Below are 23,178 nucleotides of genomic sequence, written 5' to 3' on the forward strand. Positions count from 1 at the left end.
ATGAGTGATGCATTGATTTCGCATCATGCAGAGCTGAATCCACAATCGGGGGCGCCGCGCGAACCGCGCGCCCTCGACGTGGTGACACCTGATGCAGATGGCAATATCAACTGTGATGTCGTGATTATCGGCTCGGGCATGGGCGGGTCGACCTTTGCCCATGCGCTGCGTGATAGTGGGCTGGACATAATCATTGTCGAACGCGGTGATTTCCTGCCCCGTGAGATACACAACTGGAGCGCCGAATCGGTGTTCGCCGAAGGCCGCTACCGAAACGCCGAGCAGTGGCTGGATCAATCCAATCAAGCGTTTTCCCCCGGCGTGTTTTATTACGTCGGCGGCAACACCAAGTTCTATGGCGCGATGCTCCCGCGGTTTCGCGAAGAGGACTTCGGCGAAATCCAGCATGCCGAGGGCATCTCCCCTGCCTGGCCGATCAGCTACGCAGAACTGGAACCCTGGTATGCCGAAGCTGAAAAGCTCTACAGGGTTCATGGCCAGGCGGGTATTGATCCGAGTGAGCCTTGGCGCTCTGGCCCTTTTCCGCAACCTGCGCTCAAACATGACCCGGCACTGATGCCGCTTGAGCAAAGCATGCAACGTTCCGGGCTCAAGCCCTTCGTGATGCCTGCGGCAGTGGATTATGGCGACGGCGGCGGCTGTGTGTTGTGCTCAACGTGCGATGGCTATCCTTGTCTCGTTGATGCAAAGGCTGATGCGGAAGTATCGGCATTGAGACCGGCGTTGCGCAGCGGTTCCATCAGGCTGATGACGCGCACCCTCATCAAACAACTGAAAACCGGCAGCGACGGCCGCACGGTCACCCAGGCCCATGGCCTCTTCGATGGCCGAGAGGTGACTCTGCGGGCCAAACGATTCGTTCTGGCCTGTGGCGCGGTGAATAGCGCGGCCCTGCTGTTCAAGTCAGCGAACGCTCAACACCCAGAAGGTCTAGGCAACAGTTCGGGGCAATTGGGTCGCAACTACATGGTTCACAACAGTACGTTCATGTTGGCAGTGGATCCGCGGCGCAAGAACAAAGTGATCTTCCAGAAAACCCTGGCCATCAACGATTGGTACAGCGCCAGCCCCCGGAATTCGTTTCCTCTGGGCAACGTGCAGATGCTTGGAAAAATCCGCGAGCCGATGATCACCTCAATGCGCCCGTGGCTGCCAAAGTTTGCGTCGCGATACATCACCGACCACAGCGTCGACTTGTACCTGACCTCGGAAGATTTGCCGACGCAGGAAAATCGGGTCACGTATGACAAGGCGCGTGGCGCGATCAAAGTCCACTGGACGCCGAACAACCTGAAGGCTCATGAAGGTTTGGTGAGCAAGACCAGTAAGGTCATGCGTGAGGCAGGCTATCCAGTGATCCTGAAAGCGCGGATGGGCATTGCCACCAACTCGCACCAGTGTGGCACTGCCGTCATGGGCACGGACCCTGCGTCCAGCGTGCTGGATGTGAACTGCAAGTTGCACGACCTGGATAACGTCTGGGTCGTCGACAGCTCTTTCTTCCCGTCTTCGGCGGCGGTCAATCCGGCGCTTACGATCGCCGCCAATGCCCTGCGGGTTGCGGACAATTTCAAACGCCAGGCGAGTTGAGCGGTAGAACAACCAGAAACAAAGCTGCGGCGTAAAAACCTTACGCCGCAGCCCTGCCTGTACTTAAGCGTCTGATGGCTGCACCCTGAGCGTCGAGGTTCGCACAATCAATTTCGTGGCGAAAATTTTCTGCTCGGGTTCGAGCCGGGTGCCAGCCGGCGCATTCAGTTGCTCGGTCAGAAGCCGTGCTGCGTATACGCCCTTCTCTACCATTGGCTGGCCAATGGTGGTCAAACCGAGCTGCACCGCCTCGGGAATATCGTCAAAGCCAATCACCGATAGCGCTTGCGGGACGTTGCGATTGAGCGCGTGGGCCGTTTTCATGCAAGCGATCGCCATGACATCCGAACAGGCAACGACTGCCGTGACATCGCTGGACGTCAGCAGCGTAAACGCAGCTGCCTGCCCTGACGTCGAATCCAGCCCGCCGGCTTCGATAATGCTCAGGTCCTCGAATGCCAGGCCTGCCTCATTCGCGGCCTCCACGTAACCGGTGAGGCGCTCCCTGACAATGCGCTCACTGGCGCTTTTGAAGCGCTGTTGATCGATCGGACCGCGATAACCGTCGGGATTGAGCCGGTCAATGATGATGCCGATCTTGCGGTGCCCCAGGTCCAGCAGATGTTGAATCTGGGTACGGGCGGCGCCCCGATCATCGATACCGACAAAAAAAGCGTCTTCAACCAGGGGCGAATCGATGACGACAAATGGAATGTTCTGTTTAACCACCGCCAATACCGCCGGGTGATCATCCGGCAAGGTCGAGATAATCAGCCCGTCAACCAGCCCGCGCAGTGCAAGGCTGCCGTGATTCGCGGCCTGGGCACGCCCGACCAGTCGATTGTTGTTGAGCGGGAACAACGTCAGCGCGACGTTTTCCAGCTCACCGACTTCGCTGATCCCGCGCAACAAGGCAATGGTGCAGGGATCGGCGAATGCCAGGGACAATTTGTCCATCATCATCAGCCCGATCGCACCGATCTTGCCCGAGCGCAGGCTTCGCCCTAGAACGTTCGGACCCGGGTAGCCCAGCGAGGCGGCCACCTCCAGGATATGCTCGCGCTGGGCTTGCGACAGTTTGGAGGGGCGATTGTAGGCGTAGGACACCGCGGGCTGAGACACCCCCGCCGCCAGGGCTACATCTTTCATTGAAACGGATGCCATCGCTTGCTTCCCGATCTTTTGAAACCTCATACGAGGTCCGTGAAAAAAACATGCACTCAGTGTAACCGTTGACGAGAACCCTTCGGAACCAGTCGAGTGGCACTGGCAATGACCGCGATCATCAATGAGGCGACTGCCAGTAACGCCAAGGACAGGCTCGTCGCATGGGCGAAGAGCCCGATGACGGCCGGGCCCATCAAGATCCCGAGGTAACCGAGACTGGTTGCCGCGGCAATCGCCAACTCCCCCGGCATCGTCTGTTGAGCACCCGCCAGCGATAGGTAGACCGGGGCAATGTTCGCCAATCCAATGCCGATAACGGCGAACCCCGCCAGGTTCATGAGCCAGTCCGTCACCAGTACCACTATCGTGAAGCCCAGCATGACAATCAGGCCGCCACCGATGAGCACCGCGCGCGAACCCAGTTTCAGCAGAATCCGGTCGCCACTCAATCGTCCCAAAGCCATCATTACGGCAAACGCCGCATAGCCAAGGCCGGCGATCGAATGCTCCACGCCCCGAACCTGTGCGAGAAACACTGCGCTCCAGTCGAGAATCGCGCCTTCAGCGAGAAACGCGAACAGGCAGAGCACACCGAGCCACAAGACTTTAGGAGTCGGCCTGACAAATATCGGGCTGCCTTCATCGCCACTTCGCCCCAGCATCTGATGACCGTATGTCAGTACAAATGCCAGCAGTGCCACCATCACGGCGCTGCTGGCCAGCAATGGCGTGGCGCCGAGCCACAGCAACGCGGTCATACCGGCCGCACTGACAATCGTTCCCAGGCTGAACAACCCATGAAAGCCTGACATCAATGATCGGCCAGTGGCGCGCTCTACCATCACCCCTTGTACGTTCATCGTGACGTCGACTGAGCCGCACCCGGCACCGAAAACGGTCAGGGCGAACATCAGGCCGGCAAACGAATGCGTCGTCGCCAGCAGGGGCAATGTCAGCGACACCAGCGCGATGCCGACGTGCATCGTGAAGCGGCAGCCTTTCCTGGCGTTCAGAATGCCGGCAAGCGGCATCATCACCAGGGAGCCCAGGCCGAGGCATAGCAGGAGCACACCTAACGCACCGTCGTCGACCCCGGCGCGACTGCGCGCATAAGGAACCAGGGGGGCCCAGGCCCCCATGCACAGGCCTGATATAAGAAACGTCAGCCGATAGGCCGTCATATGGGGGGTGGCGCACGGCAGTACCCGTTCTTGAGACGTCACGAAAACCTCAGTGCTCAGTCCATTAAAGTTATACGTATAACCTAAAATAATCGTTCAGGCCAATGGTTCTGTACGGGGTAGATTCGCCGTGCCAGGCAAACATTCATTCTAAGCCTAAGCTGTTTGTCGGTAATTCTTAAAAAGGTTGACAGTTGATCTGTTGCAGATGCTATTTTTATTGAGTTATACGTATAACCCTCAACGCACCACCTAACGACTTGCATAAACACCCGACAAAAACAAAAGGGACCCTGCAGCGTGATGAAAAACCTTCAAAGAACACCGATCCCCACTCGCATCCGCAAGGCGCGTATCGCGACCTTCCTCGGCTTCATGATGATCGGTGCAATGATGTACATCTGGTCGACCGGGGTAAGTGTCTTCAGGGCACAACTGGGTTTTACCGGCGAACTGGGGGATGCGAATTTCGGTTTGATCGCGCTCGGGATCGGGGTCGGTTCCGCTGCCGGTGCACTGTTGGTGGGCCGCCTGCTGGACACCTTTGGTGCAAAACCGGTCATCACTGTGTGCGCAGTCGCCTATCCGCTTTCCATTATCCCGCTGGGTTTCATCAGCGGTTTCTGGTTTGCAATGTGTTTCGGCGTTGTGCTGGGACTGTTGCGCGGGGCCCTGGATACCGCCCTGAATGCCCATGGCGTTCAAGTTGAACGGTTTTACCAACGTTCGATCATGTCCGGTTTCCACGCGTTCTATTCGCTTGGCGGTTTTCTACTGGGGATGGCGTGCAGTTGGTTGACCGGTTTTTACACCGACAGCGTGCAAGTGCCTTTTACCGTGTTGGGCATTGCGATGCTGATTGTCGGCTGTGTCTTCAGCCGGTGGCTGCTGGGCAAGCATGACGTTCCCCTGGCGTCATCTGGCGATTGGCAAACAGGCGCCCGGTCGCCTGATGACATCGATAACGGGCCATCGGCAAAAACGCTTCTGGTGATGATTGCACTTGGCGTCCTGCTGCTGGGCAGCATGATGGGAGAGAATGCGATCGCCGACTGGGGTCAGGAATATATCCGTCGCGAGTTCTCGGCAACCACGTCGACCGCGGGCATGGCAGTGTCCATTTTCGTTGGCGCGGCCTTTGTCGGGCGTTTGTTCGGCGACCGGCTGGCGGCCGCCTTTGGTAACGCTCAAGTCGTTTTCGGATGCGGTACGGTGTGTGTACTGGGTATGACCCTTACCATCGTCGGCGGCACGGCCGTTACCGGCATTCTCGGTTTCGCACTGTTTGGCCTGGGCCTTTCCTGCATTGCCCCGTTGATGATTTCCGCCGCAGGGCGCAGGGATTCGAAGCACGCAGGGCGCAACATTGGCATCGTCAACTGCATCGGCTTTTCCGGGATGCTCGTGGGGCCTGCTGCTATCACCGTGATTGTCAGTCATTTCGGCCTGGGCTCGCTGATGTTCTTCCCATTGATCATGCTGGGTCTGCTTGCGACGTTTGGTCCGCTGCTGATGAGAGCACCCAAAAAAGCTGTCGGTGTAAAACAGCCATCGACAACCAGTACCGATCTCTCTAAAACAAAAAACGTTTGATAACATCCGCCACGGCAAGGCTCGCAGCCGACACAACGCAGGAGCGGGCACACCGCTCCTGTTGTGTTTCAGTGCAGATCACAACTAATCCGGCTATTGGATCATCGGCGAGTTGCTGACCACGCGTAGCGCCAATCCTTCATAAGCATCCAGCGTGATGGTGAATTCACCCTCGGGTGTCAGATCGCCCTCAACCCGCTCATTGATGATATCGACCACAGGCCCCGGAGCGATATTGGGCAGGTGCAGGGATTCGGTGATCGGTGTCGAGCCGAAGTTCAGCGCGGTGATTTGCGTACCTTTGCCCGCCGGCAATTCGTGAACCATGATCAGCAGCCCAGGGTGCTGGACGTCCGGAACCAGAATCTGCCGACTGGCAGCAATATCGTAGGCGCGGCGAGCCGCAAGAATTTTCTTCAGTTGCGAGGCAAACGAATTCGGGTCTTTCAATTGAGTGGGCAGGCTGCCGTACAAGGTTGTCGGACGCGGCATCAGGCCGGCCGATAGCGGCGCCTCCGGATTCAGGTCAGCCAGATCGTAGGCACCACGATGGATCCAGCGTGTATCGCCATCGTTCATCAAATGCGCGACCTGTTCTGCAGGCAATGGCAGCGCGCCCACGAGGTCCCAGCCAGATAACGCGAATACCCCCGGTTGCATCGCGTTGTACATCACCAATAACAAATGAATCTGGCGTATCTGTTGGAGATCTGCGGGAGTAATTGCATCGAGGTCACGAATCCCCAACGCGGCAGTGATAATGCTGGCGGTGGTGCACGACACGCCGTTGGTGACAAATTTCAGATTATAGGGAGCGTGCTCTCCGGACAGGCATTCGTACATTTGCTCGCGAATATGCTCGCGCAAAATGTTCCCGGGGAACGTCTGGCCTTGGTACAGGAATGTGTCATGGGCATGCAGGGTCCAGAAATGCACCAGTTCCAGGGTCAGTTCGTCATGGTTCTGCAAGGCATGGATCAGCGACCCCGGATCGATGCCCAGGGCGTGCATCTGGCGCAACATCAATCGCAGGAATTCTGTATCCCCCATCAGCAACGCATGCTGGTAGGCAGGTCGGGTGATGAAGTCGTACGAGAGATCAGCGCCGCCGTGGGACATGGCGGCGATATCGTCAACGGTCAGATTCAGCTCCTGAAAACTGAAACCACCGGCTTTGCGGATCGCCCCACCGAGTAGCTGGTTACCGGTGATCGATAACGGATGGCTCTCTGACCAGGCCGTACCATCGAGTTTTCGCTCGACACCGAGGAATCCGTTGGCGTCGAGGCGCAAAATTTTCGCCCCCATGACGTCGATGGCGTGCAGCGCGTCTCCGATGATCATCTGCTGCGCGGCGAAAGTCGGATCCAGCCAGTTCAACGATGGTTGTCCCTCCTTGAAATAATGCAGGTAAACCCAGCGTCTTGGCTTGCCATCAACACCCACAACGATCGGTGTCGCGCTCCAGTCGGTTTCCTTGACCCCAGGCTCAAAAAAAATAACCCGTTGCAGTTGGCCAACGATGTAATGCTTGTCTCGCAGAGCATCGACTTGCTGAGGGCTGAGGTTTTGTGCGTCGCGCCCTTGTGCAATGTCGGGCAGCAGTGGCCAATCCTCTTCGCGGATTTCCACCATATGGTAGAGCCCGGGATAATCTTCAAAGGCCATCTCGGCCAAGCGAAAATCCGCGCCTTTTCCAGTATGAGACGGGATAACATCATCAATGATGACTGCATTGTGCGCAGCGGCCATGCGGGACAGTGCCTGAAGCTGCGCTTCAGTACCCAGTTGCGGGTCAATATTGAAACTGATGCGGTCAAAATTACCGTCGATCGTAGGCGTATGTTCAGTCCCCATCAGGCCGCCTGACATTTTAAGCGGGCCATTGTGAATGCCCTGGATGCCGATTTTAGAGAGCGCATGCCACAGGCTTTCGTCGCCCAGTGCTTCCAGCACGGTGCCATTTTCGCGAGTAACAATGGATGGCGGATACGCGGTGAACCAAACCGAAGCCAGGGCCGACGCATCGCGGGGACGGGTATGCGCATACGGATGCTGCCACATACGACATTGTCCCGAATAAAGCTTTGCCCGCTGCCTTGCTGCATGCAGCATGGATTGCTCGACCAGCCAGGCCACATGGTTCTTCTCAGCAGTCGTCATAAAAGCCATTACCTGTTGTCGGGGTAAAACTGCAACCGGCCATTGCATCCGTACCAGTACCAAATGGCTGGACTCATCTTTGTATGAGGCCCAGATGTGGAATTCGTTGCATAAGCTGGAACTTGCTCCTCTTCTCGGCGATCGCCAAACGCGCCAGCTTCATCGCGGCAGGCATGGAACTCGGTATCTCCCCCGCCCATGTCAGCAAACGCACCGCCGCATTGGAAGTGACCTTGAGGTGCAAGCTGTTCAACCGAACAACCCGACGAGTCTCGATTACCTCGGATGGCGAAGTGATGCTGGTCTGGGCCCAGACCATTATGGACAATGTCAACGGCATGCTAGAAACCTCGCTGGGTGACCGGGTCGAACCCAGGGGAACGTTGAGGATCAGCACCAGCCATCGCATGGGTAGATTCCATATCGCCCCGATTCTGGCGCTGCTTCGAAAGCGCTATCCGAAGATGGAGGTCTGGCTGGAGCTCGTCGATCGTCGCATGATTGCCGTGGTGCCTCTTCGGCTGGCCTTGCACTGCGATGGCCTGACAATGCTCGAGCCACCGGTCGATATACCCGGTTTCAGCAAAATGGTGGCCTGGCATGAGCGGACACACCGTGACGCGGGTCAGGCGTGGCTACGATCACTCTTGATCGAAACTTGCCAGACGCTTGGCTGATTGCAATGAAAGCCAGCCTCAAGCTATAGGGGCAGCGGTCTATCCTGCACGACCCGTTTCATCACAAGTGTCGAGGTCAGGCGTTGAACATTAGGCAACGTCGAAAGGCTCTCATCGTAAAGCCTTTGAAAGGCCGGCAAGTCTTGGGTAATGACGTGAAGCAGGTAGTCCGGTTCGCCAAACAACCTCTGGGCATCGACCACCTGCGGGATGTCCACGAGTGCCGTCTCGAAAGCCTCGACAGCCCGCCTGTCTCCCTCGCGCAACGTGGCAAATACCATGGCGGAAAAATTCAGGCCCAATGCGCCAGGATCCAGTTGCGCTCTATAGCCAAGCAACACCCCCGACTCTTCCAGTGCCCGAACCCGACGATGGCAAGGGGAAAGACTCAGGCCCACGCGCTCGGCGAGTTCGGTGACTGAAAGTCGACCATCCTTTTGCAGCTCAGAAAGAATCTTTCGATCAATCCTGTCCATTTAGAAATTCCTTCTAATCGTACGCATCTGCACGACAATCTTTGGAAGTAAATTATAACAGGATTTCATTATTCTTCCTTACCCCCAAACTTCCCGGAGCACGACGATGCAGAGCGCCTTTTATCAGCAGCACAAGTGGCTTACGCCATGACCTTGAGTGTTTTCGTTGCCTTCTGGGCGGTATCCATCCTGTTCGTCATCACACCGGGTGCCGATTGGGCCTATGCGATTTCCGCCGGGCTGAGGGGGCGAGTCGTCATCCCTGCCGTAGGCGGGTTGCTCTGCGGCCATTTGATAGCCACCGCGATTGTGGCCGCTGGTGTCGGGACGCTGGTGACCAACCACCCCTTTGCTTTATCGGTGCTCACCGTTGCGGGGGCGGGTTACCTGCTGTGGTTGGGTATTAACATGCTTGCCCGCCCCGCTACACCGCACGCTGATTGCATCCAGGCGTCGAGTTCCTGGAAACGCTGGGTGCTCAAGGGCCTTTGCGTAAGCGGGCTGAATCCGAAAGTGTTCCTGCTGTTCCTGGCACTGCTGCCTCAATTCACTGACGTGGCGGCTGCCTGGCCCGTACCGATGCAGATGATTGCGTTGGGTCTCATCCACACCCTCAGTTGTGGCGTTATCTATCTGCTGGTTGGATTCGCCTCACAGGCTGTGCTCAAGGCTCGTCCAGCCGCGGCTCGCCTGGTAAGCCGTTTTTCCGGGATGGCCATGATCATCATCGCGGCAATTTTGCTCAGCGAGCAGATGCTGGGTTAATTCACTTTTTCAGCGAGGCGATAGCCATGAGGCTGGATCGTCGCAAAGTTCTTTGCCACGATCCAGCCTATGAAAGTGTCCATGAACATCAATCCAGTGACGGCTGCTTGGCTGGCATGGTTGTGCAAGATGAGGATCATCAATGCAGGTTTCCATCACCCATGAAGATCATTGGGTTAACACACCGTATGGGCAGGTGTTCGCACGCTGCTGGTATCCGGGCAATCACGGGTTGGCCGAGCCTACAGCCCCCATCATTTTGTTCCATGACTCTCTCGGATGCGTGGAGCTATGGCGGGACTTCCCTTCCCTGCTCGCTAAGGCAACCAACAGGCAAGTCGTGGCTTACGACCGCTTAGGATTTGGTCGTTCAGACCCTCATCCCGGCGATTGGTCCAATGACTTCATTCGCGAGGAAGCACAGCGTTACTTCCCATTCGTGCGCTCAAGCCTGGGCATCGAAAGCTTTATCGCCTTCGGCCATAGCGTCGGCGGTGCCATGGCGACAAACTGCGCCGCATTGTTTCCCGAGCATTGCCTGGCCCTGGTGACCGAGTCTGCGCAAGCCTTTGTTGAAGAGCGGACAATGTGCGGTATCCGAATTGCCAAGGAACAGTTTCAACAGCCAGGACAGATCGAGCGTTTGCAGAAATACCACGGTGAAAAGGCTCAATGGGTATTGAATGCCTGGACACAGACCTGGCTTTCTCCCACCTACACAGACTGGACCGTCGAGAAGGGTCTCCCGACGATCCAGTGCCCTATGCTGGTCATCCATGGAGCAGACGATGAGTTCGGCTCGACGTTGCATCCCCACCGTTACGCCAGCCTGGCCCGCGGGAAGATCGAGATGCTTGTCATCAGCGATTGCCAACACGTTCCCCACAGGGAAAACACGCAGAGCGTCATTGATGCGGTTTGCCGTCTGCTGTAGATCGGCGATCTCAATCCAGTGTAGCCACAGGCCAGGTAAGTACTAAGCGAGCTCCTTCCAGCCCAATTGCTCACGCGCCTGTTGCAGGTCCGATTGCAGATCGTGATTCCACAGCCAGTCGAAACGCTCGGCGAGGGTTTTGCCCAACATCTGCTCGTTATCGGCTACTGCCGGATCACGCAGTTCGTAAAGCTCGCCCGCTTCCCAGGACGTGCGTTGCACACGACAGGCACGGGGGCGACGAATAGCGTCATAAACCTCAAGCACAGCTTGCGGCCGGCTCACCAAAACCTGTGGATCGGCCAGCAGTCGTGCCAACAGCCAGGCATCTTCGAGCCCCTGCCCTGCGCCAGCGCCCTGGTGCGGCAACATGGCGTGAGCCGCGTCGCCAATCAGCCCCACACGCCCGTGTACGTAGCCCGCCAGCTCATCGAGTTCGTGCAGGGCCCAAAACGTCGGCTGCGCAATGCACTCGAGCAGCACCCGCGCCGCATCGCCCCAGCCGTCGAAAGCGGCAAGCATTTCTGCCTGGCTGGCATTGCGAACCCATGGGGAATCGCTTGGCCAGGACGGCTCCGGTCGACTGCGATCGGAGGTGAACGCCACCACGTTGATAAGCCGCCCTTGTTTGACCGGAAACGTGAGGATATGCGCGTCGAGCCCGAGGTACATCTGCGGGACGTCGACCAGGTGCTCGTCGACCCCGCGAGCACGGTAAGCGGCGCGCAACTGTTGACTGTCGATCATCCCGCGGTAGGCGCAAGTGCCACTAAAGCGCGGTGCCGCAAGGGGCTGGCCGAGGCCTTGAAGCACATGATCACGAATCGACGACTTGATTCCGTCAGCAGCAATCAGCAGATCACAGCGGTGCTCGCTGCCATCGGAAAAAAGCACGTGGGCTTGTTCGGTTTCCTGCTCCACGCTCACTGCCCGTTTGCCAAACCGGGCAACCCCCTCTGGCAGCTGGCTGGCCAGGGCGTCGAGAAAATCAGCGCGGTGCACTGACGACTGCCCGACACCTTCGGCCAGGCTCGCGCCCAGATAACCGGCATCCCCGCCACGACGCCATTCGAACCAGATGTCCTGCCAGGGATCCAGCGTGCGATCAGCGATCTGCTGATAAGGTTCGGCAATGCCCAGGCCGGCGATGGCACGCACGGCGTTGGCGCCGAAGGAGACACCGGCACCTACTTCACCAAAGGCCGGGGCCGCTTCGAACAACTGGACACTGAGATGGGCATGGCGGCACAGATCGAGAGCCAACGCCACGCCGGCGATGCCGCCGCCGACAATACCGATGTGCAAGACAGATTGAGATGAATGCATGGCAAGTTACCCGTGAGGCTGATTGTTATTGGAGTCACTCAATCATCGTGCGCAGAGTGCTATTGATAAATACCGCCACTTCAATACTTGGCATCATCAATGTGAATATTACTGGGCAACGGTTTGCCTGGACGGAGTGTCTTGGCGCCCCGTGGCGTTCTCCATCACAAAGACCAGGATCGCGATGGCACCGATCAATCCCGGTAGCGCAAAGATCAGGAAACTCGCTTGCAGCGGCAGTGAAGAGGCATGCAGTACTCCGCCCAGTAGAGGGCCGATAATGGCGCCGGTTCGCCCCACGCCCATCGCCCAACCGAGTCCGGTTGCGCGAATCTGCGGCGGGTAATACTGCACGGTACAAGCGTTGGCCAGGATTTGCGTACCGATGGTGCATGCGCCCGCTATGGCGATCAGTAGATAGAGCACAGGCAAAGGCGCTTTAAGCGCCAGCAGGCTCAATGCCAACGCCCCGCATCCGAAGAAGACGAATAAAACCTTGGCGATGCCGACTCGATCACCCAGCCAGCCACCCGCTACCGCTCCAATAATCGCACCGAGGTTCAGCGCCACCAGAAACGCCAGACTCGAGTTCAAGCCGTACCCGGCAGCACTCATGAGTTTTGGCAACCAGGAGGTCAATGCATAGACCATCAGCAGGCAACAGAAAAACGCCAGCCACAGCATGAAGGTGCTCAGCTTGCGACCCTCGCGGAACAACTGCGTAATCGACACGTTGGTGCCTTTGGCGACCATGCGGTTCAACTGATCGACTGCGCTCGGCACATAGCTGGGTTCAGCCTGCATCAACAAGACTTGAGCCCTGGACGTCTGCCCGGTACGCAGCAGGAATTCCATCGACTCGGGTAGCTGTCGTATCAAAAAGGGCAAGGCCAACAGCGGAATCAAGGCGACATAGAACACTGCCTGCCATCCCCAGAGCGGAATAAACGCCATGCCCAGGCCGGCGGACAACATGCCCCCTAGCGAATAGCCACTGAACATGAGGGCGACCAAGGTACTGCGGGATTTTTTCGGCGCGTACTCGTTCATCAGTGCCACCACGTTCGGCATTACGCCACCGATCCCCAGGCCGGCGATGAATCGGCATAACGCAAACGCTTCCGGGCTCTGCGCCAGGCCATTGAGCGCGGTGACACCACTGAACAGTGTTACGCAGATCATGATGGTTTTACGTCTGCCGATGCGGTCCGACAGTGAGCCGAAAAACAGCGCCCCCAGCATCATGCCTACCAGCGCACAGCTGCCCAGCGCCCCCGCCTGTATTGAACTCAATCCCCACTCGGCCATCAGCGAGGGCAACACCACGCCATAGATGACCAGGTCGTAGCCGTCGAAGATGATGATCAGTGCGCACCAGAACAGTACGCGCGCATGGAAGGTATTGAAACGAGCCCCGTCAATCAGGGCCGATACATCGATCGTACGCATGGCATCGCTCTTTTTTGTCATTGTTATTGAACCGCAGGTTCAGAGGCCTGCGGGATTCGCGATCATGGCCAAGGCATCCAGCGTGATAAATGCAGTGATCCAAATACCTGTTATTTCGAGCGTGAATAAAGATCGCAGACACGTAGGGCTCTTCGCGCCCTTGCGATGGACGCGACTGTGGAGCAGTTGATAGGCTGGATTTCTTGCAGCGACCATTCAGTGCGGTGCAGACCTGACGGCGGGCAACTCTGTCGCCCTGATATGCACCCCATCTGCTTGAGGCGTTATGGAATTACGAGAGCTGGATCTCAACCTGCTGTTGGTGTTCAACCAACTGTTGATCGACCGCAGGGTCTCGACGGCAGCGGATAATCTTGAACTGACCCAGCCCGCTGTGAGCAACGCGCTGAAGCGATTGCGTACGACCTTGAACGATGAACTCTTCGTGCGCACTTACCAGGGAATGGAACCCACGCCTTATGCTTGTCAGTTGGCCGAGCCGGTAGCATTGGCCATCCAGACGCTGCGCGATGCGCTGAGTCGACAGGATACGTTTGATCCGCTCACCAGCAGTCGCAGATTCACCATGGCAATGACGGACATTGGTGAAATCTACTTCATGCCGCGGCTGATGGATGCCTTCGCTGAACGCGCGCCAGGTTGCTCCATCAGCACACTGAACAACAACGCGGATACCCTGGCCGAAGGACTGCAAAACGGTGCGATCGACCTTGCAGTCGGGTTGCTGCCCCACCTTCAGGCGGGCTTTTTCCAGCAACGTCTCTTCCACCACCGCTACGTGTGCCTGTGTCGCAAAGGCCATCCTGCCACCCGGGAACCGTTGACACTTGAGCGTTATTGCAGCTATCACCACGTTCGTGTGGTAGCGGCGAACACAGGGCACGGCATCGTTGATAACTTCCTCGCGCGCGCTGGCATCGAACGAAATGTACGGTTGGAGGTTCCTCACTTCGTCGCGATAGGTCAGATACTTCAGCGCACGGACTTGCTGGCGACCGTACCCGAACGGTTCGCCAGCAGTTGCGAAGAGCCCTTCGGGCTCACGGTCATAGCGCCACCTGTGGATCTACCGACCATCGAAATCAACCTGTTCTGGCATACCCGATATAACAAGGATCCGGCCAATCGGTGGTTGCGGCAGCTGATGTTCGAGCTGTTCTCCGATTGAAAGGGAATGTATCCATTACAATTTTTTAAATGTCATGATTTTCAGCCATAGCATGGATCTGCCCCATTCCTGGTCCATCTACAAAGGAAAAGCCATCATGCACATCGCAATCCTGACCTTTGAAGGCTACAACGAACTCGACTCACTGATTGCCCTGGGCATTTTGAATCGAATCAAGAAGCCAGGCTGGCGTGTCTCAATTGCCAGCCCCACTGCCAAAGTTCGCTCCATGAACGGGGTTGTCATTGAATCCCACGTGTCCCTGCGAGAAGCGAGCGAGGCTGACGCTGTCATCGTTGGCAGTGGCATGCAAACCCGGGATGTGGTCGCCGATCCTGCGCTCATGGCGCAGTTGGAGCTTGATCCTGGCCGACAACTATTGGGCGCGCAATGCTCCGGGACTTTGATCCTGGCAAAACTCGGGTTGCTCAAAGACGTACCCGCTTGTACCGATTTGACGACGAAACCCTGGGTTCAGGAAGCAGGGGGCGACGTCCTCAATCAGGCTTTTTTTGCCAATGGCAACATCGCTACCGCGGGTGGCTGCCTGGCATCCCAATACCTGGCCACCTGGATTATCGCAAGGCTCGAAGGCATCGATGCCGCGCAAAGCGCGCTCTACTACGTCGCACCGGTCGGCGAGAAGGAAAACTACGTTTCCCGTGCCATGCGCAATATCACGCCTTATCTGCACTCTGAAAAAATCGCCGTCTAACCCAGACGTATCTCAGCGTAATCCTTTTCAGTTTAGTGTTGGGGGGCTGTCCGCGATTCCCTGTAGGAGCGAGCATGCTCGCGAAAAACGTCCGGACAACGCGATCATCCAGACAGGGCGCGTAATCGTTGACGTCCATCGTCGGAACGCCGCCCGGAGCATGCTCGCTCCTACAGGGAAACGTGTTCATTTGATATCAGGTCGGCCATAAGGCCGCCTCGCTTTGGCGTTAGATTTGGGCGCCCCGTTAAACCACGATGGCCGAACGCAGGCCCAGCGCGGCGACCCACGGAGCAATGCCTTCGTTACGGCATGCCGAGCCTAGGCGGGGCACCGAGTACGGTCTAAACCTCACTCATATACCTTCACTTGTGCCATGAGCGCCCCCACAGCAGACGTTGATCCCTGCCAACTAGGGAGGTGTGTGCCAATGGGCTCGCGCGCAACCATGACGGCAATGCGTGAGGCGGTCAGTTGCCAAGATAAACAGGCTGCTCACCGAACGTGTTGATTTGGTCATCATGCTATTGGAGGGAACAAGCCTTGAAACAACTGACACCCTTGGACGCCCAGTTCTTCTATTCCGACGCCACCCATCAACCCATGGTGGGGGGCAGCCTGTGGATTTGCGACCAACGCACCGCACCCAACGGGCTGGTCCGGCACAAGGACATCATCCGCTACATCAACAATCGCCTGGGTAGTACCTCATTGTTTCGCCGACGGCTGCAGCACGCGCCCTTCTGGCTGGACGATCCCTACTGGGTGGAGGACAAAAGTTTCGACCTGGAGTACCACATCCGCCACGTCGGCCTGCCACAACCTGGCGACTGGCGGCAACTGTGCATTTTCGCGGCGCGGTCGATGTCGCGCACCCTTGACATGGGCCGCGCGCCCTGGGAGCTCACCATCATCGAGGGGCTGAACAACGTAGAAGGCGTGGCACCCGGCAGCTTCGCCCTGCTACTGCGTTTTCATCACGCCTACATCGATGGCAAGGCTGGCATCGAGATCAACAATCTGCTGATGAGTGATCAACCTGAACCCGATGAGCGTCCTTACCGGCAACCTTACAACGATCGCCTGCCCAGCCGCGCGCACATGTGGGGTAAAACCGTTCCCCGCTTGTTGACCCAGCCACTGCGCAGCTTGCGCGCCAGCTACAGCGCGTCCAGGGCAGGACTGAATTTGCTGACCCGGCTGCGCGCAGAGAACCGACCCGCCCAGAAGAGCATTCCCAGCACCGTGTTCAACGCCCAGGTCTCGCCGCACCGGACCTTTGGCGGATTGTCCTGGAAGCTCGACGAGATCAAGCAGGTCCGCCGCTGCGCCAAGGGCGCCACGCTCAACGACGTCATCCTGGCCATTATCGCCGGGGGGCTGCGGCGCTACCTGATACGCCGCGAGGCTCTTCCCGCCGAGCAGTCGCTGGTCGCAATGTGTCCGGTAGCGATTCTCTCCGAGCAAGCCCAGCGGACCGGGAACCTGGTGTCCGGCATGCTGATCGGCATAGGCACGGATATCGAGGATCCTGTCGAACGGCTGCAGTCGATCCTCGAGCGCACGCAGTCGGGGACCGAGCTTGCCCGCGATGTGGTGTATGAACTGATCGTTTCAATGGGCGACCTGGTACCTGCGCCGATGCGCATGCTGGGGGGCTGGATGGGCAGTCACTGGCGACATGTCGGCAAATACCATTTGTGCAACACCCTGATCACCAACTTCCCGGGCCCCATGGGCAAGGCACGCAAGTACTTCGCCGGCGCCGAGGTGCAATCACTCTATTTCGTCCCGCCAATCGCCGACGGCATGGCGCTCAGCCATGCCGTCACCAGCCTCTACGACCAGATCATTCTCGGGGTGGGCAGCGATCGCGACGTCTTGCCTGACATGGACGTCTACATCGACTGCCTGCACAAATCCACCGAGGAATACCTGGCCCTGGGCCGGCAGCCGATGGAAGCGGCCGCCAAGGAGTCTCCTGCAACGCCACCACGCAAGCGAGCCATCCCCGCAGCTGCCGATGTCGAGCAACCGTGCGAGTGACCCTGTAGGGATTGCCCCTCGCCCATGAACGTTGGAGGTTACTGACACCGTTGCCTGTCCATCAGGTCAGGCAACTTGTCAAAGAGGGTGAGCATGCCACCTGGGAGCGCATGGAGATGGTGCGCAATTGCACGGCGATCAGTAGAACCCTCGATCAAATCCTGATTCGCCGCGAGTGGCACACCAGGTGCTGATCCTGGCTCCTACCGGGTAAATCCGTACGACCCCGTCCCACGCGAGACAGGGTCGTCGGTATGCAACGCCTTAATCGGTCAGGGTGCGCAACTCGTCTCGAACCAATGGGGGAATGGCGACCGGCTTGTTGGTGGCACGATCCACATAGACGTAGACCACGTAGCCGAGGGCGCAAATCATCGGTTCGTCATTGCGAAAGACACCGAGCTCGTAACGCGCACTGCTGGTGCCCAAATGGGCGATGCGCAGGCCAACGGTCACTCGATCGGGAAAAGTGATCGGCGAGAAGAAGGTGCAGCTGGATTCGACGATCAAGCCGATGACCGGACTGCTGTCGATATCCAGTGTGCCCTGCTCCACCAGAAAATGGCTGATTGCCGAATCGAAGAACGAGTAGTAGACGACGTTTTGCACATGGCCGTAGGAGTCATGATCACCCCAGCGCGTGCCGAGGGTGTAGAAGCGGCGAAAATCGTCGCGGCTGGGGCGGTAGGCCTTCTCGCTCATGGCACCGCCTTGTTGATGGCTTTCACGTTCATTCAGAAATCCTCGGACAAATGGCTTCGACAACCCCAAGGTGCGTATGCACGGGGTTGGCTTGCGAGGGTACAGGCTGGTTTTATATCGCTCGCCTCCCCCTTCGGAGGGGGGTAGCTGATGGGGGACAGTTGGCACTAGACACTTGGCGGGGCGCGGCCAGAAGCCGCACGCGCAGGTCTTCAATCCGATAACGGAATGACCAGGGTCAACCAGGTGTTCCAGCCCTCTGCCCGGTTCTGCGCGTCAAATTCGTAGTAGCCCTTGAGGTTGGTGTACCAGAGGTCTTTACCGACCTTGAAGAAGTGTCCAGCCTGAGGCCCGATGCCATTGACCCTGGACTTGAAATCGCCAAAGGTTGCACCGCTGCCGCTATCACCGGTGACCTGATGGTAGACATAACCGACAAGGCCCAGGTGAGTCTGCTCGGTGATGAAGTGGGAGGCGCTCAGGTCAAGGTGGGCATCGATGCCGTTCTGATAGTCGATATCGGTGTTTTCCCAGTTGTACGTCAGGCCCGCCACGGCGGAAAACTCGTTTTTCTTGTCAAAAAAGGTGTAGCCGCCTCCCGCATCCAGCGCAGCATGACCCAGGCCGATGTTGACCAGGCGATTGGGGTCGTAGGCGCCGACCGGAATATCGCCCATGCTGTAGGCGATGAAATTGTGGACGCCATGGTTCCATTTCAGGGTGCCCATCACATACACATCGCTACCACCCTTCAACGTATCGTCGGTGTTGCCAGAGAACTGCCGGCCACGTGGACCGGTCAGTGTGACATCGACACTGCCCTCGGAGCGCGCCACTGCCGCGCCCACCGCCAGGGCCACTTGAGCGCCGAGCAACGGCTCGGCGAAGGTGTAGCTCGGGAAGGCGAACAGAATGTCCGCCGTCGCATCGAGGCCAACCGTGGTCAGTCCGCCTCGGGGAACGGGTTTGCTGGCGTCATCCTTGGCGTGGGCATGGTAGTAGATCAGCGGCAGGCTCAAGCCGGGCTCGGTGGGTACCGCCGCCAGCGCGCCGAACTGACCTGGCAGCCAGAAGCTGATACCGCCGTTGTCGGCTTGGGCCACGAGGGCTGGCAAAGAAGCCAGCAAGCCCAGCGCAAGTCTCTTTGCTGTTTTCATCAATGCCCTCGACTCACTGCAAACAAAGTACCAACCTTGATGGTTGATAGTGGCTTGCGCCGACTACTTACACCCTAGCACCGGCTCCCGGGAGCAGCCCCTCTCCCGATGGGGGGCGCGTCGCACGCCGCCCCCCTTCCTAAAATGCGATCTCCAACAGCCAGAACAACAAATGGAGACCGCAATGAAGATGAATTTTTCCCGAGTCATGGCTCAGGTCGCGCAACGCTATGCCTGCCAGGAAGCGCTGGTGAACGTCGAGCGCAATCGGCGTTATCGCTTTGACGAGCTGCATCGGCTGACCAATCGGATCGCCAACACCCTGCGCACGCGCCTGAATTTGCAGCGTGGCGACACGGCGCTGTGCATTCTGGAAAACGACAACCTGTCGCTGCTGCATGCCTGGACGGCCTTCAAGGGCGAAGTGGCGATTGCGCATACCAACTTTCGCGATTCACTTGAAGAACACCGTTGGCAGGTCGATTTCATCGCCCCCAAGGTCATTTTCATCGAGACCGGTCTGTTGCTGCAGTACCGCGAAATGCTGTGCGCCAGCGGTGCGGTGGTGATCTGCATGGATGAGCCACCGGCCGATTGCGGCTTCGCGTTGTACTTCTGGGCATTGCTCGAAGGCATGTCGGAGGATGAGCCTGACGTTGAATCCGATGTCCATCGGGACACGCTGATCTACCGCTTTACCGGTGGAACCACCGGCAAGAGCAAATGTGCCCGCTACACCATCGATAACTGGCTGGCAGCGCGGGATTCGATGTATGCCGACAGCGAGCAGAGCCAGGCCCTCAACGAACACACCCGCTACCTGCACATCGCACCCATCAGCCATGGCTCGGGGCTGTCGCTATTGCCCACGCTGTTCCGTGGTGGCTGCACCGTTACCCAGAATGCCACCGACCTCAAGGCCTGGTGCCGCAATGTCGAAGCCGAGCGGATCACCACGGCGCTGATGGTGCCGACGCTGGTGGGTTGGCTGCTGGAGCTGCCCGAGGCGTCGCACTACGATCTGTCCAGCTTGCAAACACTGTATTACGGTGCGGCCCCCATGAGCCCGGTCAAGCTCAAGCAATCCCAAGAGCGCTTCGGCAACATATTTTTCCAGTTGTACGGCGCCACCGAATGCGCCCAGGCGGTGTGCACCCTGACCAAGGCCGACCATCTTGACGCAGTCGAAACAGGTCGATTGGCGTCCGCCGGCCGGCCTGCCACAGGTATCGAGCTGAAGATCGTCGATGAGTCCGGCAATCGGGTTGCGACCGGCGCGACCGGTGAAATCTGGCTGCGCGGGCGTGGGACCATCAGCGGCTATCACAACAATCCCGAGGGTACGTCCGCCGAGTTCAGTGAGGGGTTCTGGAAGTCCGGGGACCTGGGTTACGTTGATGAGGCCGGTTATGTGTTCATCGTCGACCGCAAGAAAGACGTGATCATCACCGGAGGGTTCAATGTCTATGCGGTGGAAGTCGAAGCGACGCTCAATACCCATCCTGCCGTGTCCATGTCGGCTGTGGTTGGTATTCCCCATGACAAATGGGGTGAGGCGGTGCATGCCGAAGTGGTGGTTAAACCGGGAATGACTGTCGATGAAGAAGAACTGATTGCGCTGGTCAAGGAGCGCCTGGGTCGTTTCAAGGCGCCCAAATCGGTGACGCTGGTTGAGGCTTTGCCGTTGAGCGCCGTTGGTAAGGTGCTGCGACGACAGGTGCGTGAGCGGTATTGGGTGGATCAGTCGCGGCGGGTTTCTTGAAGGTTTTTTGTGCGCAGTGGTGTACATATCCATTGCTGCGGTAACGGCTACCTATGGTTTCGCCCTTACGGCGACTCACTTTTCCAAACGCCGAAAAGTAAGCAAAAGGCTTTGCCCCACCACTCGGTGCCTCGCTAGGGCTCGGCATGCCCTCTCTCCGGCATTGCTCCGTGGGTCGCCGCGATGGGCCATCCCTGGCCCAGCGCGGCTAAACCGGCGTCCTGCCGGTTTACCCACTGCGCAATGCCTGCGTTCGGCCATCGTGGTTAACGGGGCAACCAGATCAAAAACCAAAGCGAGGCGGCCTTAAAGCCGACCTGATTTCAAGTGAGCACGTACCCCTGTAGGAGCGAGCCTGCTCGCGATGGACGTCAACGATAACGCGCCCCGTCTGGATGATCGCGTTGTCTGGACGTTTTTCGCGAGCAGGCTCGCTCCTACAGTGGAATGAGTACATCCGCGAAATCAGGTCGGCTATAAGGCCGCCTCGCGTTGCTTTGGCTTTTGATTTTCTTGCCCCATCGAGAGGCCGAGTGGAGGTTCTGCGCAGTGGGTAAACCGGCATGGATGCCGGTTTAGCCGCGCTGGGCCAGGGATGGCCCAGCGCGGCGACCCACGGAGCAGGACCGGAGCGAGGGCACCCCGAGCCTTAGCGAGGGGCCGAACGCCAGGGGCAAGAGCCCTTGGTTACTTGGGGCTTTTCCAAGTGACTCGCTGTAATTGGATGGACTCGCCCGCGCCGAGGCGTCAATGCGCCACGGGGGCAGTCTAAGAAGCCACCGACAGCGAGGGCGAATCCATGAAAAAGCATACGACGGTTAAACAGTCTTTGTCTTCCAGCGATCTGTCGGCCTGCACGACAGTGGCGGTCGATTTGGCCAAGCAGGTCTTTCAGGTGGCAGGCGAAGACGCTCTTGGCCAAGTGCTTTACGAAGAACGCATCAAGTCGCGTGAAGCCTTTCATGCCTTTCTGCGCCAACTGCCGCCAAGCATAGTAGTGCTCGTGGAAACAGGTCCAGGCGCTCAAGCATGGGCGCGCCAACTACAGGCTCAGGGCAATCTGGCGCGGATTCTTCCGGCACAGCTTGTGGCCCAGCACCGCAGCGGCGCCAAAAATGATCGAAATGATGCACTGGCCATATTGCGTGCCGGGCGCGACAGCAAAATTGCCGCGGTCCCCATCAAAAGCGCCACCGCACTGGCCATGCAGGCCTTGCACCGGGCCCGCCAGGGTTATGTCCGTCGGCGCACAGCCATGAGTAACCAGATGCGCGGTTTGCTGATGGAGCATGGCGTTGTCCTGGCACAGGGTGATGCGGCGATCAACCAGACCCTGCCTCGGGTGCTGGAAGATGCCACTCAACCGTTGCCGGAGATGTTGCGTGAACTGATCGACGAGCTGCTGGGTGAGTGGCGCCAACTGGGCGAACGGGTCAACGTCCTGACCGGTCGCCTGGAGAAGGCCGCGAACGAGGACAAAACGGCCCGACGGCTGATGACCGTGCGCGGGATCGGCCCGATCATCGCCACTGCGCTTTTGGCCAAGCAGACCGACCCTGAGCGCTTCGCCAATGCACGCCAGTTCGCCGCCTACTTCGGCATGGTGCCTGAGCAGAAAAGCAGTGGGCAGAAAATTCGCCTGGGCCGGATAAGCAAACGCGGCGACAGCTATGTGCGCAGCCTGATGGTTCAAGGTGCTCACGCGGTATTGAGGCATTTGCGCGCGGATTCGGAGCTGCCCGACGATCGTCGCTTGCAACGGTGGCAGGCCCGGCTGGGGCGCAAGGAAGCGGCGATACGCTTGGCGAACCGCAACCTGCGAATCGTTTGGGTGCTGCTACAAAATGAGCAGACTTACCGCAGCCAACCGGCCCATGGCCGGCCAGCTGCGCCAAGTCACTGAACAAAAGCGTTCTGCCACCGGGGCGCCACGGCGCTTCAGCCCCTGCTAGAAAACATTGACCCCAGGTCAGACCGTCGCGGATCGATGCCTGCGCTCTTACCGGCCTTCGAGGCCTGCATGTAATCGGCATACCGCGAGCTCAACCAATGTCGGCCAGAAGCCGCAGACAGGGCTTCCTCGAACAGGCCTTATACATAGATGCAACCGGGTAGCAGTGTTTGAAAAACAGGTGGCCAGTGGGGGCGAGTCCATACATAAGAGCGAAACCATAAGTGGCCGTTACCGCAGAAATGGATATGTACACCATCAAAACCTACATCGCCAGACGCAACGCCTTCGCCGGCAAGCCTGGCTCCTACAAA

General features: G+C 58.3%; 19 protein-coding genes. 10 read left to right on the forward strand and 9 right to left on the reverse strand.

Annotated elements, in window-relative coordinates; all coding sequences use genetic code 11:
- A complete protein-coding gene (locus OH720_RS16185; RefSeq protein ID WP_272601976.1) occupies positions 1–1,611 on the forward strand; it encodes a GMC oxidoreductase in 1,611 nt (536 codons plus the stop codon).
- 63 nt (positions 1,612–1,674) lie between these two features.
- Here the strand turns inward: OH720_RS16185 and OH720_RS16190 are convergent, their stop codons facing one another.
- The gene (locus tag OH720_RS16190; protein WP_336299047.1) at positions 1,675–2,775 is read right to left on the reverse strand and encodes a LacI family DNA-binding transcriptional regulator; all 1,101 of its coding nucleotides are present in this window, start codon (positions 2,773–2,775) and stop codon (positions 1,675–1,677) included.
- Positions 2,776–2,831: 56 nt separating this feature from the next.
- On the reverse strand, positions 2,832–3,959 hold the full coding sequence (locus OH720_RS16195) for an MFS transporter (RefSeq protein WP_272606461.1): 1,128 nt from the start codon (positions 3,957–3,959) through the stop codon (positions 2,832–2,834).
- Positions 3,960–4,262: 303 nt separating this feature from the next.
- Here OH720_RS16195 and OH720_RS16200 point away from each other — a divergent pair, with 303 nt between their 5' ends.
- A complete protein-coding gene (locus OH720_RS16200) occupies positions 4,263–5,552 on the forward strand; it encodes an MFS transporter (RefSeq protein ID WP_272601978.1) in 1,290 nt (429 codons plus the stop codon).
- Positions 5,553–5,645: 93 nt separating this feature from the next.
- Here OH720_RS16200 and treS read toward each other — a convergent pair whose 3' ends face one another.
- Positions 5,646–7,715 carry a maltose alpha-D-glucosyltransferase gene (treS, locus tag OH720_RS16205; RefSeq protein ID WP_272601979.1) on the reverse strand — a complete coding sequence of 690 codons (2,070 nt, stop codon included), beginning with the start codon at positions 7,713–7,715 and terminating at the stop codon, positions 5,646–5,648.
- A 122-nt stretch (positions 7,716–7,837) separates the two neighbouring features.
- On the opposite strand from treS, the gene OH720_RS16210 reads away from it, so the two are divergent.
- Entirely contained in the window at positions 7,838–8,392 is a 555-nt protein-coding gene (locus OH720_RS16210; protein ID WP_272601980.1) for a LysR family transcriptional regulator, read from the forward strand.
- Between the two features lie 23 nt (positions 8,393–8,415).
- On the opposite strand, the gene OH720_RS16215 is transcribed toward OH720_RS16210, so the two are convergent.
- On the reverse strand, positions 8,416–8,868 hold the full coding sequence (locus tag OH720_RS16215; protein WP_008062611.1) for an Lrp/AsnC family transcriptional regulator: 453 nt from the start codon (positions 8,866–8,868) through the stop codon (positions 8,416–8,418).
- A 147-nt stretch (positions 8,869–9,015) separates the two neighbouring features.
- On the opposite strand from OH720_RS16215, the gene OH720_RS16220 reads away from it, so the two are divergent.
- Positions 9,016–9,633: a LysE family translocator gene (locus OH720_RS16220; RefSeq protein ID WP_272601981.1), complete on the forward strand. Its 618-nt coding sequence runs from the start codon at positions 9,016–9,018 to the stop codon at positions 9,631–9,633.
- Here the strand turns inward: OH720_RS16220 and OH720_RS16225 are convergent.
- Positions 9,630–9,773, reverse strand: coding sequence for a hypothetical protein (locus OH720_RS16225; protein WP_272601982.1), 144 nt, complete (start codon positions 9,771–9,773; stop codon positions 9,630–9,632). The genes OH720_RS16220 and OH720_RS16225 overlap by 4 nt on opposite strands.
- Before the next feature lie 2 nt (positions 9,774–9,775).
- Between OH720_RS16225 and OH720_RS16230 the strand changes: the two genes are divergently transcribed.
- Positions 9,776–10,567, forward strand: a complete 792-nt coding sequence (locus OH720_RS16230) for an alpha/beta fold hydrolase (protein WP_272601983.1) — start codon at positions 9,776–9,778, stop codon at positions 10,565–10,567.
- A 42-nt stretch (positions 10,568–10,609) separates the two neighbouring features.
- Here the strand turns inward: OH720_RS16230 and salA are convergent, their stop codons facing one another.
- The gene (gene salA / locus OH720_RS16235; RefSeq protein ID WP_272601984.1) at positions 10,610–11,893 is read right to left on the reverse strand and encodes a salicylate 1-monooxygenase; all 1,284 of its coding nucleotides are present in this window, start codon (positions 11,891–11,893) and stop codon (positions 10,610–10,612) included.
- A gap of 108 nt (positions 11,894–12,001) precedes the next feature.
- A complete protein-coding gene (locus OH720_RS16240) occupies positions 12,002–13,342 on the reverse strand; it encodes an MFS transporter (protein ID WP_272601985.1) in 1,341 nt (446 codons plus the stop codon).
- A gap of 286 nt (positions 13,343–13,628) precedes the next feature.
- On the opposite strand from OH720_RS16240, the gene OH720_RS16245 reads away from it, so the two are divergent.
- The 3 genes from OH720_RS16245 (at position 13,629) to OH720_RS16255 (ending at position 17,292) form a co-directional block, all read left to right on the forward strand.
- Positions 13,629–14,531, forward strand: a complete 903-nt coding sequence (locus OH720_RS16245) for a LysR family transcriptional regulator (protein WP_272601986.1) — start codon at positions 13,629–13,631, stop codon at positions 14,529–14,531.
- A gap of 97 nt (positions 14,532–14,628) precedes the next feature.
- Positions 14,629–15,246 carry a DJ-1/PfpI family protein gene (locus tag OH720_RS16250; RefSeq protein ID WP_272601987.1) on the forward strand — a complete coding sequence of 206 codons (618 nt, stop codon included), beginning with the start codon at positions 14,629–14,631 and terminating at the stop codon, positions 15,244–15,246.
- A gap of 543 nt (positions 15,247–15,789) precedes the next feature.
- Positions 15,790–17,292 carry a wax ester/triacylglycerol synthase family O-acyltransferase gene (locus OH720_RS16255; protein ID WP_272601988.1) on the forward strand — a complete coding sequence of 501 codons (1,503 nt, stop codon included), beginning with the start codon at positions 15,790–15,792 and terminating at the stop codon, positions 17,290–17,292.
- 264 nt (positions 17,293–17,556) lie between these two features.
- On the opposite strand, the gene OH720_RS16260 is transcribed toward OH720_RS16255, so the two are convergent.
- Both OH720_RS16260 and OH720_RS16265 read right to left on the reverse strand, forming a co-directional pair.
- Positions 17,557–17,994, reverse strand: a complete 438-nt coding sequence (locus tag OH720_RS16260; protein WP_272601989.1) for an acyl-CoA thioesterase — start codon at positions 17,992–17,994, stop codon at positions 17,557–17,559.
- A 212-nt stretch (positions 17,995–18,206) separates the two neighbouring features.
- A complete protein-coding gene (locus OH720_RS16265) occupies positions 18,207–19,151 on the reverse strand; it encodes a SphA family protein (RefSeq protein WP_272601990.1) in 945 nt (314 codons plus the stop codon).
- 184 nt (positions 19,152–19,335) lie between these two features.
- Here OH720_RS16265 and OH720_RS16270 point away from each other — a divergent pair, with 184 nt between their 5' ends.
- Both OH720_RS16270 and OH720_RS16275 read left to right on the forward strand, forming a co-directional pair.
- The gene (locus OH720_RS16270; protein ID WP_272601991.1) at positions 19,336–20,913 is read left to right on the forward strand and encodes an AMP-binding protein; all 1,578 of its coding nucleotides are present in this window, start codon (positions 19,336–19,338) and stop codon (positions 20,911–20,913) included.
- A gap of 844 nt (positions 20,914–21,757) precedes the next feature.
- Positions 21,758–22,816, forward strand: a complete 1,059-nt coding sequence (locus tag OH720_RS16275; RefSeq protein WP_272606462.1) for an IS110 family transposase — start codon at positions 21,758–21,760, stop codon at positions 22,814–22,816.
- Positions 22,817–23,178: the final 362 nt, after the last annotated feature.

The sequence above is a fragment of the Pseudomonas sp. WJP1 genome (genome assembly GCF_028471945.1).
Lineage (GTDB): Bacteria > Pseudomonadota > Gammaproteobacteria > Pseudomonadales > Pseudomonadaceae > Aquipseudomonas.